This is a genomic window from Mycobacterium sp. TKK-01-0059, from assembly GCF_000709305.1.
Lineage (GTDB): Bacteria > Actinomycetota > Actinomycetes > Mycobacteriales > Mycobacteriaceae > Mycobacterium > Mycobacterium intracellulare.
Genome location: NZ_KL446993.1, coordinates 3369321 through 3383586 on the forward strand (window position 1 = coordinate 3369321; position 14266 = coordinate 3383586).

13 protein-coding genes are annotated in these 14266 nt (G+C 68.5%); 6 read left to right on the forward strand and 7 right to left on the reverse strand.

The genetic code is table 11. The features are described 5' to 3' along the window. Nucleotides 1–156: 156 nt before the first annotated feature. Genes K883_RS16185 through K883_RS16200 form a run of 4 tightly spaced genes read right to left on the reverse strand, consistent with a single transcriptional unit; the run spans nt 157 to nt 4425 of the window. Complete coding sequence (locus tag K883_RS16185; RefSeq protein ID WP_020822062.1) at nt 157–1092, reverse strand: acyl-CoA dehydrogenase family protein; 936 nt, start codon at nt 1090–1092, stop codon at nt 157–159. Further along, nucleotides 1089–2246, reverse strand: a complete 1158-nt coding sequence (locus K883_RS16190; protein WP_020822063.1) for an acyl-CoA dehydrogenase family protein — start codon at nt 2244–2246, stop codon at nt 1089–1091. Before K883_RS16190 ends, K883_RS16185 begins: the two co-directional genes overlap by 4 nt. Next, entirely contained in the window at nt 2243–3340 is a 1098-nt protein-coding gene (locus tag K883_RS16195) for an acyl-CoA dehydrogenase family protein (RefSeq protein WP_172417565.1), read from the reverse strand. The genes K883_RS16190 and K883_RS16195 overlap by 4 nt, the downstream gene beginning before the upstream one ends. 5 nt (nt 3341–3345) lie before the next feature. Next, a complete protein-coding gene (locus K883_RS16200) occupies nt 3346–4425 on the reverse strand; it encodes an acyl-CoA dehydrogenase family protein (RefSeq protein WP_020822065.1) in 1080 nt (359 codons plus the stop codon). A gap of 74 nt (nt 4426–4499) precedes the next feature. On the opposite strand from K883_RS16200, the gene K883_RS16205 reads away from it, so the two are divergent. Beyond that, nucleotides 4500–5360: an LLM class flavin-dependent oxidoreductase gene (locus K883_RS16205; protein ID WP_020822066.1), complete on the forward strand. Its 861-nt coding sequence runs from the start codon at nt 4500–4502 to the stop codon at nt 5358–5360. A gap of 3 nt (nt 5361–5363) precedes the next feature. Here the strand turns inward: K883_RS16205 and K883_RS16210 are convergent, their stop codons facing one another. Together K883_RS16210 and K883_RS16215 are read right to left on the reverse strand one after the other, a co-directional pair. Then, the gene (locus K883_RS16210; RefSeq protein ID WP_020822067.1) at nt 5364–6080 is read right to left on the reverse strand and encodes an SDR family oxidoreductase; all 717 of its coding nucleotides are present in this window, start codon (nt 6078–6080) and stop codon (nt 5364–5366) included. A gap of 19 nt (nt 6081–6099) precedes the next feature. Beyond that, the gene (locus tag K883_RS16215) at nt 6100–6921 is read right to left on the reverse strand and encodes a FadR/GntR family transcriptional regulator (RefSeq protein WP_020822068.1); all 822 of its coding nucleotides are present in this window, start codon (nt 6919–6921) and stop codon (nt 6100–6102) included. 93 nt (nt 6922–7014) lie between these two features. Here K883_RS16215 and K883_RS16220 point away from each other — a divergent pair, with 93 nt between their 5' ends. Continuing rightward, nucleotides 7015–9420 (forward strand): CaiB/BaiF CoA-transferase family protein, encoded by a 2406-nt coding sequence (locus tag K883_RS16220; protein ID WP_020822069.1) that lies wholly within the window; start codon nt 7015–7017, stop codon nt 9418–9420. 19 nt (nt 9421–9439) lie between these two features. Next, nucleotides 9440–9634, forward strand: a complete 195-nt coding sequence (locus K883_RS16225) for a ferredoxin (protein WP_009957531.1) — start codon at nt 9440–9442, stop codon at nt 9632–9634. A 107-nt stretch (nt 9635–9741) separates the two neighbouring features. Here the strand turns inward: K883_RS16225 and K883_RS16230 are convergent, their stop codons facing one another. Beyond that, on the reverse strand, nt 9742–10986 hold the full coding sequence (locus K883_RS16230) for a cytochrome P450 (RefSeq protein ID WP_020822070.1): 1245 nt from the start codon (nt 10984–10986) through the stop codon (nt 9742–9744). Between the two features lie 105 nt (nt 10987–11091). Between K883_RS16230 and K883_RS16235 the strand changes: the two genes are divergently transcribed. Genes K883_RS16235 through K883_RS16245 form a run of 3 tightly spaced genes read left to right on the forward strand, consistent with a single transcriptional unit; the run spans nt 11092 to nt 14257 of the window. Beyond that, entirely contained in the window at nt 11092–12219 is a 1128-nt protein-coding gene (locus tag K883_RS16235) for an aromatic ring-hydroxylating oxygenase subunit alpha (RefSeq protein WP_179945073.1), read from the forward strand. 10 nt (nt 12220–12229) lie between these two features. Continuing rightward, nucleotides 12230–13795, forward strand: a complete 1566-nt coding sequence (locus tag K883_RS16240) for an AMP-binding protein (RefSeq protein ID WP_036454980.1) — start codon at nt 12230–12232, stop codon at nt 13793–13795. 36 nt (nt 13796–13831) lie between these two features. After that, a complete protein-coding gene (locus tag K883_RS16245; protein WP_020822073.1) occupies nt 13832–14257 on the forward strand; it encodes a nuclear transport factor 2 family protein in 426 nt (141 codons plus the stop codon). Nucleotides 14258–14266: the final 9 nt, after the last annotated feature.

Below are 14266 nucleotides of genomic sequence, written 5' to 3' on the forward strand. Positions count from 1 at the left end.
TCTGCATCGTCGCCGGCGGTCACCTGCGCCGCTCCTCCTCATCGCTTCGCTCTGCATCGTCGCCGGCGGTCACCTGCGCCGCTCCTCCTCATCGCGCTGCTCTGTTTATCGTCGCCAGCGGTCACCTGCGCCACTCCTTCTCAATGTCCGTGCCGCTCAGGCGGATACCGGCTCGCTGAACAGCGTCTCCAGCGACCCGTCCGACACGCTGGGGATCAGGCGCAGGGCGAGTTCGTCGGTGCCCAGCGGCAACCGGATCAGCGGCTGGGTGTGCCGGTCGAGCACGCTGACGTCGGACTCGTCGCAGAAACCCAGGGCCCCGAGTAACTGGTGCGACGTGCGCATCACCTGGCGCGCGGTGTCGGCGGCTTTGAGCCGAAGCACCAGGGCGTCGGCCGAATGGATCGGCGCCGGCAGCGATTCGGGTCGGCAGATCGTGTACTTCGCGAGTTCGTGCAGCCCGCGCACCGCGACAGCGGCGTCCGCGACGGCAAACCTGACGGCCTGAAAGTCCGCGAGCGGCTTACCGAACTGGATCCGGGCGCGCACGTGCTCGGTGACGATCTGCAGCGACTGCTGCACCGCTCCCAGAATCCGCCATGATCCGAGCACGAGATGAAGGTTAACGTCGGCGGCTCCGACGCTTCCCTCGGGTGCGCCCAAGGTCGCCGGAACCAGGAACGGCCCCAGCTTGGCGCCGGTGCGCGCGGCCGGCCGCGGCCGGTACCGGTTGCCGTCCAGGTCCGCGGCGATCCAGTCGCCGGCCAAATCGCCGTGGTCGATGCGCGGGGCTTTCGGATTCACCAGGGCCAGCCGCGCGCCATCGATCGACAACAGCTCCTCCACCAGTGGATAGGGCAGCACCGTGGCGCCGGCGGCCTGGCACAGCACCGCGGCGGCCAGCAGATCGTCCGGGGACGAGCGCACGTCCAGGTCGAACGCGCCCACCTCGTTCAACGCGGCGCGGGCCGCGTCCCGGACGGAGTCGTCGGCCTCGGCGCGCAGCGCGGCCGGCGGTCCGCCCAATCGGGTGAGCCGCTTGACGGCGACGGCGGCGAAATCGCTGATGTCTTGTGGCAGATCGGTTTTCACCGGCTTCCTCCCAACACGTCTCGTGCCACCAGCATCTTCTGCACTTCGATGGTGCCCGATGCGACGGTGGCCGCCTGTGCGTAACGCCAATGGTCTTCGATCGCCCCGTGCAGCGGCGCGGAACTGCCGCTGTCCAGCGCCGTGGGGCCCAGCACGTCGAACAGCAGCTCGGCCACCTGCTGATCGAGGGTCGTCGTGACGATGCGCGCGGCGCTGGCGGCCGCGCCCGCCGCCGGATCGTCCTGCAGTGACACGGCGCGATAGGCCAGCAGCCGGGCGACCCGCAGGTCGACCAGTGCCCGCACCCACCGCGTCCGAATCGTCTCGGGCAGCTCGTCCCACTCGTCGCCGAGCTGGCTGCGCATGCGTTCGAGCAGCGACTCACACCGCGCGTAGCGGGCGATGCCCACCCGCTCGAAGGCCAGCGCCTCGCGCATCACCCGCCATCCGTCGCCGACCTCGCCGAGCACGTCGCCGCGAAACGCCTGCACGTCGTCCAGGAACATCTCGTTGAGGTGGTGCGGCCCCAGCATCGACGGGATCGGCCGGACGGTGAAACCGGGGCGGTCCATCGGGATCAGAAACAGAGTGAGCCGCTTGTGTTTTGGGGCGTCGGGGTCGGTGCACGCCGCCAGCACGCACCACGACGCCATCAGCGCGTACGAGGTCCACACCTTCTGCCCGGTGATGCGCCATCCATCACCGTCGGCGACGGCGCGGGTACGCAACGACACCAGGTCGGTTCCGGCCTCGGGCTCCGAAAAGCCTTGGCACCAGATGACATCCCCGGCGGCGATGGCCGCCAGGTGCTTGGCCTTCTGTTCCTCAGTCCCGTACCGCATCAGCGCCGGTCCAACCCAGTTGATCCCCATGTACTGCGGACCGCGCGGCTCGTGTTGCGCCCACATCTCCTCGCGCAGCACCGTCTGCTGCCAGACCGAACCCCCACCGCCGCCATGCTCTTTCGGCCACGCCAGCGCGAGCAGCCCCTCGGTGGCCAGCAGTTTGCAGAACGTCTCGGTGGTGGCGAGGTCCTGCGGGTTTTCGGTGCAGGCGCCGAGGAAGTCGGCGGGGATGTGGTTGGCGACCAGCTCGCGCAGGTGGCTTCGCAGTTGTCCGGCGTCGTCGCCGAGGTCGTAGTCCATCGTGGTCATCCCTTCGGCAGTCCGAGCAGCCGCTCGGCGATGATGTTGCGCTGCACCTCCGACGTTCCGCCGTAGATGGTCGCGGCCAGCGCGTCCTGACGTTCGAACAGCAGGTCCGGATCGGCGGCCGACTCCGGGCCCGCAGCGGCGGCGCCGAGTTCCCAAACACGCTGCAACGTAAGCGATCCGAGCAACTTCATGGTGTCGGCTTCCGGGCTGGGCCGCCCCGCCAGCTCGTTGCCCAGCGCGCGATATCCGGTGGCCCGCAGGGCTTCGGCGTCGGCGATCAGGGAGCCGAGCTCGGTGTAGACGTCGTCGCCCGAGACCCCGGCGCCGGCGGTGCGCACCGCCTCGAGCCCGCGTTTGATCTCGACCCAGTTCATGATCCAGATCATCTGGCGTTCATGCTGCAGCGACGACAGGGCGACATTCCAGCCGCCGTTGAGCGGACCCAGCAGGTTGTCGGCCGGCACTTCGACGTCGTCGAGGAAGACCTCGCAGAACGTCTCGTCGGAGATCGACGCCATGCGGATCGGCTCGATCCTGACCCCGGGCGCGTGCAGATCCAGGATCAGGCAGGAAATGCCGCGGTGTTTCGGCGCATCGGGATCCGTGCGGGCATACAGGGTGCACCATCGCGACTTGTGGGCCTGGGTGGTCCAGATCTTGTGGCCGTTGACCCGGAACACGTCGCCGTCGCGTTCGGCGCGCGTGCGCAGCCCGGCGAAGTCGGACCCGGCTTCGGGTTCGGACATGCCCAGCGCCCACCATTCGTCACCGCGTAACAGCGGGACGAGCAGGCGCTCGACCTGGGCGGCGGTGCCGAATTGACGAATGCCGGGCGCGGCGACGTTGGGACCGGCGATGTTGGGCAGTTTGGGCGCCGAGCGCAGCGCGGCCTCGAGCCGGACCTCCATGGCGTCGCGCAGACCGAGGGACCGGCCCCCATGTTCGCGAGGCCAGGTCGGCTGGATCCACCCGGCCTCGAAGGCGGCCCGCTGGTAATCGCGCCGCAGGCCCAGGTCCCACCGGTACTGCCGATACTTCGCGTAGTAGTCGTCGGGCAGGAACTCCGCCAACCACGCGCCGAATTCGTCCACCACCGGGCTCACGCGGCGCCCCCGCAGAATCGGCGGCCCACCTCGTGGTAGAGCGCGCGACTGTCGCCCAGCAGCGCGGCGCCCTGCCAGGCGCGCCTGACGTAGAGGTGGACGTCGTGCTCCCAGGTCTGGCCGAGCGCGCCGTGCACCTGGACCGCGGTGCGTGCACAGCCGGCGGCCGCGTCACCGGCCGCCGCTTTGGCGAGCGCGGCGGAGGTCCACGCGTCGCCGGGCGCCGCAGCCGGATCGGCGAGCCGGGCCGCGGCCGCGTACGTGAGACTGCGGGCGCGTTCCAGGCCGACGTAGTTGTCGGCCAACGCGTGTTTGATCCCCTGGTATGCGCCGATCGGTTGGCCGAACTGGCGCCGCGACTTCGCGTGCTCAACCGAGCGGCGCAACCCGGCGCTCGCGACGCCGATCAGGTCCGCGGCGCAGGCCACCCACGGCGCCGTCAATGCGGACTCGACGTCGACGCTCGCGACGGCCACGGGCTCGGTGTCGATGTCGGCCGTCGCCAACGGCTGGGCGGGGTCGGTGGATTCAGCCGCGGGCACCACGGTGACACCGTCGCCGCAACGCGCGACCGCCGCGACGGTGTCACCGGCATCGTCGCGGGCAAGGGTGACGACCAGCTCGGCGCGCGACAGGTGGGGGACCGCGACCGCACGGCCGCGCAGCCGGCCGTCGCTCAGGGTCATCGGCGCCCCGGGCAGGCGCGACCCGGGCGCGTGGACGGCCAACGTCGCCACGGTTCCACCCGCGATGTCGGCCAGGACCGAGTCGAGTCCGGCGTCACGCAGCACGCCCGCGGCCAGACCGACGCTGCTCAGCAAGGGGATCGGGGCGAGGGCGGCACCGCATTCCTCGAGAACCACGGCGAGCTCGACCGGCCCGTAGTCGCCCGCCTCTTCCTCGGAGGGGGCGGCGAGCTCGGTCCACCCGAGATCCACGACCGTCTTCCACAGGGCGCGCCAGCGCTCCGGATCCGTGAGCGCTTGGCGGGCGGCCTCAGGCGGGCACTCCGTACGTAATATGTCGCGTACGGCGTCGCGGAGCGACAACTGCTCCGAGTTCAGCCCTACATCCATAAGACCTCTAACATAGTAAAGATAATAAACTAGCCCTGCCGTCAATGACACGGGGTCGGACGCATAGGTGGCGCATGGCCGAGTGGTACCTGTTCCTGCCGCAGGTCCGGTTGTCGGCGGGCGACATCACCGAGCGTGCGCGCCGGGCCGAGGCCAGCGGTTTCGACGGCATCGCTTTCATCGATCACCTCGAGGCGCCCGGCCTGCCCGACGAAAGCATCTGGGAGGCAATGGGGATCGCCACCTGGGTGGCCGCCAAGACCGAGCGGCTGCGGATCGGCCATCTGGTGCTCTGCGACGCCTTCCGGCATCCCGCGGTGCTCGCCAAACAGGCCGTCACCCTCTCGGAGGCGTCCGGCGGCCGATTTGAGCTGGGCCTGGGGGCGGGGTCATGGCCCTCGGAGTTCGCCAGATTCGATGTCGGCCAGCAGGATCCGAGAGCACGGGTCGATCAGCTCGACCGCCACCTGAGACTGCTCAGGCAGTACTGGGGCGACGCGACGGGGGAGGACGCGGTGGCGCCGCAGGCCCCGCGTCGGTCCTACCCGATACCGCTGGTCCTGGGTGGCAGCGGACCCCGGATGATGGAACTCGTTCGCAGATACGCGGATTGGTGGAATCTGCCGGCCCATCAGCTCGACAAGCTGCCGACGCTGGCCGCGGCCGCCGGGACGGCCCGGTTGTCCATCCAGCAGATGGTGGGCTTCGTCCGGTCCGGCGCCGATCCCGACACCGTGCGCGAGATGAGTACCCGGCGATTCGGCAACCTGGGATCCGGACTGGTCTGCGGGGATGCCCGCGAGCTGGTCGGGCACTTCAGCGGACTGGCCGGCCAGGGGGTCGAGCGGTTCTACGTCTGGTTCGCCGACTTCGCCGCACCGGACTCGTTGCACGAGTTCGGCGAATCGGTGATCAAGCCGTTCCCGGCGCCGTAGGCGTCAACCCCGTTGCGCGCGGCGGCGGGCCTCGGTGGGCACGACCGGCGGCCGCGCGTAAGGGCCGCGCTCCACCGCGGACAGGCGGATCTCCGGCAAATCGACCGATGGGTCGACGGTATCCAGCCAGACGACCGCCTCGGCGACGTCGGAGACCGCGATCGCGTACATCTCGAACGGAACGTCCTGCAGCATCTCGGTGGCCACCGGGCCGGGCGTGACGATATGCACGCTGATGCCGTCGCGATCGACTTCGAGCGCCAGGGCCCGCGCGAACGCGTTCATGCCGGCCTTTGAGGCGGAATACGCGGTGCGGGCCGGCATCGGCTCGTGTGCCGCCGACGACGAGATGAACACCAGCCGCGAGCCCGCCTTCATCCTGGGCAGCACCGCGGACGTCACCACGAAGCACGAATCCAGGTTGGCCGACATGATGGCCTGCCACTGCTCGAAGGTCTGCTTGCGCGCGTAGGTTCCGCCGAGCGCCCCCGCCGCGTGGACGACGAGGTCGATTTCCCCCAATGCGCTTATCGCGGCGGGGAATCCGATCGGATCGGAGGCGTCGGCCACCACATGGCGCACACCGATCTCCTCGGCGGCGGCGCGCAACGGATCTTCCCGGCGCGCCGAGAGCACCACCTCGTAGCCGCGCTCAACCAGCTTGCGGGCGCACCCTTTTCCGATCCCGCCGCTACCGCCGGTGACCAATGCGGTTCGCATGACCGTTGCAGGCCGCCCTTCAGGAGTGCCGGATGTCCCGCGACCGCGACAAGGCCTGCGGGGAGAGCGCATAGATGCGTTGATCGTGCTGACCGGACAGCACGTAGGTCTGGGTGTCGGCGAGGTGGCGTCCGGCGATACGACGGGCCCGGTCGACGTTGCCCTCCGCGATCGTCTCGGTCAGCTTGACGTGGGTGGTGAGCACCGCGCGGCGCTGAGCCAGCGACGGATAGGTGCCCCGCGACGCGCTCTCGTCGGCCCATTGCCGTTCGTGACTGGTCCACAGCGTCTCCAGGCTGCCCACGACCGCGATGATCGTGTGGTTGCCGCAGCCGCGGACGATGAGATCATGGAATTCACGGCCGATTTCGGTGAACCGGCGGCCGTCTTCGAGGTGTTCGGCCATCGACTCGTTGATCCGCGTGAGTTCGGGCACCAGCGTCTCGGCCCGGTCCGGGCGGCGGGCGGCCAGCGCCGCGCAGGCGGGCTCGAGTTCCTGCAACGCCATGCCGAGATCGGCCACCTCAACGGACTCGCTCTGCAGCAACAGGCCGAGCATGTAGGCGGCGCTGGTCTTCGCCGGGGCGTGCACGACGGCACCGCCGCGGTTGCCCCGCCGCACCGACACCAGCCCCTCGGTCTCCAGGATCCGCAACGCCTCGCGCAGCGACACCAGACTCACGTTGAACTGCTCGACGAGCACCTCTTGGCGCGGCAGCAGATCGCCATCGGCGAGGTCGCCGTCGATGATCTGACGACGCAACTCATCGGCTACGATTTCGGCGATCCGCGGCGCCGACAACCGGCGCCGGGCGTCGGGGCCAATTCCCAAGGCGGTCATCCGATCCTCGAAACAAAGCAACTCGCTGGCTTAGCTATTTTAGCAGTAATGATATAAATAGCTTCTCTGATCGCGCGTCGATCGGGAGGGCGGGTGCAATTGAGCGAGCGGTCCGACAGCCGGCCGACACCGCTTCACGATTTGCGTGTCGTCGAGATCAGTGACCGGATAGCGGGCAGCTACTGCGGAAAGCTGCTGCTCGACGCCGGCGCGCAGGTCTGCAAAATCGAACCGCCGCAAGGGGATTGGCTGCGGCGGTACACCGCCAGCTGTTCGCCGGTCGCCGAAGACGGCACCGCTCCTTTTTTCAGCTACCTCAACGCGGGCAAACGCAGCATGACGTTCGCGCCCGGCGCCGAGGATTCGGCGCGCTTTCGCGCCACGCTGGCCGCCGCCGACGTCGTCGTCGTCACTGCGGGCCCGGCGCGGGCCGCGGCGATGGGCATCGACCCGCGGCAACTGCTGGAACACTCGCCGCGGGCCGTCATCGTGACGATCTCCGATTTCGGCTGGAGCGGACCCTACGCGGACCGCGCCGCCAGCGAGTTCACCTTGCAAGCGTGGGCGGGCTCGCCCGGCTTTCGCGGCGATCCCGCCGGGCCCCCGATTTCCATCGGCGGCGATCTGGGCGAGTACATGGGCGGTGTGTTCGCGGCGTTCGGCGCGCTGGCCGTGCGCCGCCGCGTCGAGCGCGGCGGGCCCGGCGAGCACCTCGACCTGTCCATGCTGGAAGCGCTCACCGCGATGCAGAGCAGCGAATGGCTGCATTCGCAGCTGCTGCGCGTCCCGCCGATCCGCCGCACCACCGAAGTGCCGTCAATCGAGCCCGCCAAGGACGGCTACGTCGGGATCACCATGGTCACCGGGCAGCAGTGGCTCGACTTCGCCGCGATGGTCGAATGCCCGCAATTGGAGGAGATCGAACAGCTGCGGTTTCAGATCGGCCGGTGGCAATACCGCGACCTGATCCGCGAGCAGATCCATCCCTGGCTGGCCGAACGGACCGTCGCCGAAATCGTCGAGCTCGGACAGCTGTTCCGGCTGCCGATCGCCGCGCTGGGCAACGGCTCCACCATCCGGGATCTGGAATACGTGCGCCAGCGCGACGCCTTCATCCACAACCCCGCCGGTTTTCACCAGCCCCGCCCGCCGTGGTTGATGTCGGCCTGCGCGCCCGCACGCGTGGGTGCCACGCCCTCACTTGGCGAGGACGATGACGAGACACCCTGGCGCCGTGACGAATCCGAATCCGAACCGGCGCTGGACGGGTTACCGCTGGCCGGTGTTCGCATCATCGACCTGACCGCGTTCTGGGCCGGGCCCGCCGCGACCCACCTGCTGGCCGCTTTCGGCGCCGACGTCGTCAAGATCGAATCCATCCAGCGGCCCGACGGCATCCGCTACTCGGGCGGAATGCGCACCGACGTGGACGACTGGTGGGAGTACGGCTGGGTGTTCCACGCGATGAACACCAACAAGCGTTCGGTGACACTGGATTTGGGATCCGAGGAGGGTCGTCGCCTGTTCACCGAACTGGTCGCCGGCGCCGACGTCGTGATCGAGAATTTCTCGCCGCGGGTGATGGAGCACTTCGGCCTCACCGCCGAGGTGCTGCTTGGGGTCAACCCCAGACTGGTGTTCGCCCGGATGCCCGCGTTCGGCGTCGAGGGCCCGTGGCGGGATCGGGTCGGCTTCGCGCCCACCATGGAGCAGATCGCGGGCTTGGCCTGGGTGACTGGGCTGCCCGAGGCCCCGCCGGTGACCCCGCGCGGGGCCTGCGACCCGCTGGCCGGTGTGCACGCCGCGTTCGCCGTGCTCGCCGCGCTGAGCTTCGCCGAGCGCACCGGGACGGGCCAGCTGGTCGAGTTGCCGATGCTGGAAACGGTGCTCAACGCCACTGCGATCCAGGCGATCGAGTCCGAGGTCTTCGGTGTGACGCTGAGCCGTCGGGGCAATCGCGGTCACGGCACGGCGATCCAGAACATCTACCGCTGCGCCGGCGACAAGGACGATTGGATCGCCGTGACCATTCGCGACGACGCGCAGTGGCACGCGCTGGTCGACGTGATGGACCGTCCCGCGTGGTGCCGGGACGAGGCCCTGTCCACCGTCGCCGGTCGCCGGCAACGAGCCGACGAGATCGACGCCCGGCTGGCGGAGTGGTTCGCCCGCCAGACCCTTGAACCGACGGTGGAACGCCTGGCCGGCGCGGGAATTCCCGCCGCGCCGGTGGTATCGCCGTCGCTGGTCACCGACAATCCGCAGCTGCGCGAGCGCGGGTTTTTCGAGGCGCTGCACCATGGCAGCACCGGCCTCGGTCTCTACCCGTCCCCGCCGTTCGCCCTGCTCGACGGCCAGGACCACTGGCTGCTGCGGCCGCCGCCGAAGCTGGGCGAGCACAATGAAGAGATCCTGCGCGATCGGTGCGGGCTGACCGACGAAGAACTGACACGCCTCGCGGCCAGCGGGGTGATCGGGACCCGCCCCAAGGGTCTGTAAGAGAAGTGGAGGGCATCTGATGCGCGTGACGGTCGACGAAAACTTGTGCGAGGCCAACGGCTTTTGCGAATCGCTTGCGCCGGACGTGTTCGAGCTGGGGGACGCCGACGTGGTGCAGATCGCGGACGGCCCCGTGCCGGCCCGGCTGGAAATCGACGTGCGCGCCGCGGTGGACCAGTGCCCGAAGGCCGCGCTGCGGCTGGTCGAGGACTGACTCGCCCGACGACGGCGAGCGCCGGAACGGCGCGAGTGAGGAGTCGGGCAATCAGACTCGCCCGAGGACGGCGAGTGCCGGAACGGCGCGAGTGAGGAGTCGGGCAATCAGACTCGCCGGCGCTCGCGTAGCGATATCGCCATCTCGTCGTAGATCGACATGTTGGTGGTCAGGTTGGGATGGGCGGCCTTGGCCGGGCCGATTTCGATGTCATCGCAGCGCAGCAGCAGTTCGTCGAAGACCGCGCGCAGTTCCGCACGGGCCAGCATGGCGCCCAGGCAGTGGTGCGGTCCGCCGCCCCCGAACGCCACGTGCGGGTTGGTCTGGCGGCCGATGTCGAAGACGAACGGTGAATCGAAGACTTCCTCGTCGCGGTTGGCCGAGCGCAGCATCGACACCACCCGCTCGCCCTTGGCGATGCGCTGGCCGTCCATCTCGACGTCGACCTTCGCGGTGCGCGTCCAGTACGCCACCGGCGACGCCCAGCGCAGCACCTCCTCGACCGCGCCGGGCCGCAACGCTTCCTGCGCGCGATACCGCTCGATCTGCTGTGGATTGCGCACGAACGCCTGCAGCCCGATGGCCAACGCGTTCTTGGTGGTGTCGCTGCCGGCGAACGCCAGCACGAAGAAGAAGAACTCGAGCTCGTTCTCGGGCAAGCTGAATCGCTCGCCGTCCTCGCCGGTGATCACCGCGGTCGCGAGCGTGCTCCAGATGTCGTCGGTGGGATTGCGCCGCTTTTCGGCGGTGAGCTCCATCGCGTACCTGAACACCGAAGCGAAGAGATCGAGTTCCACCTGCCCGCTCGGGTGTGCTTCGGGCGCAAGTGCTTTGAGGATCTGGTCGAAGATGCCGAAGATTCGCGGCCGATCCTCGTCCGGGATGCCGATGATGTCGCCGATCACCGACATCGGCAACGCGTCGGCGACGTCCTCGATCCAGTCCCCGCCGCCCGCGGCCAGCAGGTCGTCGATCATCCGTGCGGCACGCGCGCGGATCCCCTCCTCGAGTTTGGCTATGGCGCGGGGATTGAACGCGTTGGAGATGAGTTTGCGGCGTCTGTTCAGCTCCGGCGGGTCCAACGTGATGATCGTCGGGAACGACGAGAACATGGCGACCGGCTGGATGAGCGGGCCGTCGGCCGCGGTGAACGACTCGGTGTCGCGGTGCAGGCGGACCGCGTGCCGGTGTTTGGTCGCCATCCAGAAATCGCGGTGCACGGTCTGGGCCACCCCCGGCGTCAGCTCGTGCCGAAACAATGGGCTGCTGCGTCGCAGCTCGGCGAACAGGTCGTCGGGAAAGCCGTTGCACCACAAAGACAGATCGGACAGGTCGACCGCTGCAGCCGTCATCGCCGGGCCCCGTTCTGCGGCGACGCACCGGAGCCGGTGAGCGCCGCGTTGACGTTCTATGCCTAAGATAGTAAAAATAGAGCTAGTCGTCGAACTGGAGTGCTCGTGACGCGTACAGTTTCGGACCCGGCCCCGGAGTCGGCCGAGGACCCCTCAGAACGAGAGTTCGGGCAGGCCGGCATCGCCTTGTCGACCTACCGTTTCCCGACGGGCTGGTTCATCGTCGCCTTCGGCTCCGATCTGGCTCCCGGTCAGGTCAAGCGCGCGCACTACTTCGGTGAGGAGCTGGTGCTCTTCCGCACCGAGTCGGGCCAGGTCCACGTCATGGACGCCTACTGCCAGCACCTCGGCGCCAACCTCGCCGTCGGCGGCACCGTGGACGGCGAGAACATCGTTTGTCCTTGGCACGGGTGGCAATGGCGCGGTGACGGCAGCAACGCGCTGATTCCCTACAGCAAGATCGGCTGCAAGAACAACGTCCGCATCCGGACCTATCCGAGCATGGAGTGGTACGGCTTCGTGCTGGCCTGGCACGAGCGGCACGGTCGGGCGCCGTACTGGAAGCCGCCGGTGTTGCCCGAACTGGAGACCAACGAGTACTACCCCCTGCACCCGCACACCCAGATGCTCAACCGGGTCAAGGTGCACCCGCAGATGATCATCGAGAACGCCGCCGACCCGTACCACGTTCAGTACGTGCACAAGGCCGCCAATCCCGCCACCACCGCGTCGTTCGAGGTGTCCGGCTACCATTTGCACGCCACGGTCAATGCCCATTTCGGCGGGGGCCGGGCGCAGACCTGGTTGACCCCGAACGGGCCGGTCGACGCCAAGATCATCTACGACAACTACTCGCTGGGGCTGGGTGTGGTGCGATTCCCCAGCGAGCTGGTGGCCACCGTTCAGGTCACCGGACAGACGCCGGTCGACGAGGACTACACGGACTACTTCTACACGCAGGCCTCCGTTCGTGAGCCGGGCGACACCGGTGACGTGCCGACCGGACGCGCCGCCCGGTTCCTCGCGCTGCAGCAAGAAGTCATCAAGCAGGACTTCTTCACCTGGGAGAACATGAAGTATCTCGAGAAGCCGAATCTGGCTCCCGAGGAGGCGCACGATTACGCGGCCCTTCGCCGCTGGGCGCACCGCTTCTACCCGGGAACGCAACCGTCGCCGTCCGATTTCGGCTACACCGCCGACGGCGAGCCGGACCCGGCGGCCGCGAAAGCCTGATGAAACCCTGATGCCCGGTCCCGCCGATTTCGGTGTCGACGGTTTCACCGTGCCGGCTGTGCTGGATCGGCGGGCCGAGCAGCATCCCGACCGGGTGATGATGTCGATCGCCGGTGTCGACGTGACCTTCGAGCAGATGCGGCGGCGCTCCCGCGCGGCGGCAAACATACTGTCCGGCTTGGGCGTCGGCCGCGGCGACTGCGTGGCGTTGTTCACCGCCACCTGCCCGGAATGGGTCTACTTCTGGTTGGGCGCGGCGCGCATCGGCGCGGTAAGCGCTGCCATCAACGCCGCGAACAAGGGCGAGTTTCTGCTGCACACCCTTCGCCTGTCATGCGCCAAGGTGATCCTCACCGATGCCGAGCGGCGGCCCCGCGTCGACGAGGTCGCGGGCGGACTGAATGCGGCGACCGACGTTGTGGTGCTGGATGTTTCGCTCACTGAGGCGTTGAGTAGCACGCCGGTTCACCCGGTGGGCGACAGCCCCGCGGGCGAGGCGGACGTGGGCGTGCTGTTCTACACCTCGGGCACGACCGGACCCTCCAAAGCGGTTGCCACGACGTGGCATTACCTGTTCTCGGTGGCGGCGACCGTAGCTTCGGCGTGGGAGTTCGGCGCGGGGGAGGTGCTGTGGACGGCGATGCCGCTCTTTCATCTGAGTGCGGCGCCCAGCGTGCTGGCACCGATGCTGGTCGGTGGAACCACCGTGTTGGCGAAAGCCTTTCACCCGGCGCAGGTGTGGGATGAGATACGCGCCCACGGCGCCGTCGGTTTCGCCGGCGCCGGCGCGATGGTCTCGATGCTGCAAAACCTGCCCGCCGATACGCGGGACGCGCAGCTGCCGCTGCGGTTCATCTCCGCTGCGCCCATCGACGCGGCCTCCTACCGTGACATCGAAAAGCGTTACGGCTGCCGCATCGTCACGATGTACGGATTGACCGAGGCGTTCCCGATCGCCCTCAAGGCCGTGGCCGACGAGGGGGTACCCGGAACCTCGGGCCGGCCCAATCCCGATTTCGACGTGCGCATCATCGACGAGCGCGGCGATCCGCTACCGGCCGGCGCCGTCGGAGAGATCGCGTGCCGGCCGAAGCGGGCCCACGTGATGAGCGAAGGCTATGTGGGCCAGGGGATGCGGGTGGACCCGCACCCGGAGTGGTTTCGCACCGGTGACCTGGGCCGGCTCGATGCCGATCAGAACCTGACCTATGTGGACCGCGTCAAAGACTCGTTGCGCAGGCGGGGCGAAAACGTCTCATCGGTCGAAGTGGAGACCGTCGTCACGCGTCACCCCGCCGTGGCCGAAGCAGCGGCCGTCGGAGTCCCCAGCGAGCTGGGCGAAGACGACATCCTGGTAGTCGTGACGCTGCGTCCCGGGGCCACACTGGACTGCGCCGAGTTGCTCGACTTCTGCTCGGCCCGGATGCCGTACTTCTGCGTGCCGCGATACGTCGAGGCGGTGGACGAACTGCCCAAGAACATCATCGGCCGCATCCGCAAAGACCTGTTGCGCAACCGGGGCGTGAGTCCGGGCGCATGGGATCGGGAAAAAGAGGGGTATATCGTTGCCCGGTAACGTTGCCCGTCACTGTGAGAGAGGCTGCGAAGCACAATGACCATGACCTATCAGGAACAGCAGCTGCTCCAAGCCGCCACCGGCCGCGCCGCCATCCTCAACCTGAACGCCCGGCACAATCGCGCCTATTCGGACGGCGACCGCGAGCGCTGGATCGCCACCTTCCGCCATTCCGGCGCCAGCTATACCCGTGACGGCGAGGCGTTCACCGACCTGCGCGCGGCCTTCGATGGCGGCGACGGGCAACGGTTGATCACGGTCGACCACGAGATCACCGTCGACGGGGTCAACGCCGACCAGCATTGCGTCGCCGTGCTTTTCGCCGCGATGTTCGAGGACACCGCGCTGCGGGCCACCGGGGTCTTCCACGACACACTGGTCTACGAGCGCGGCGGATGGTACTTCACATCCCGTACGTTGCAGTGGGATTCGGTCCCGAGCCGGCATCCGCTCGTCATGTGAGCGGCATCG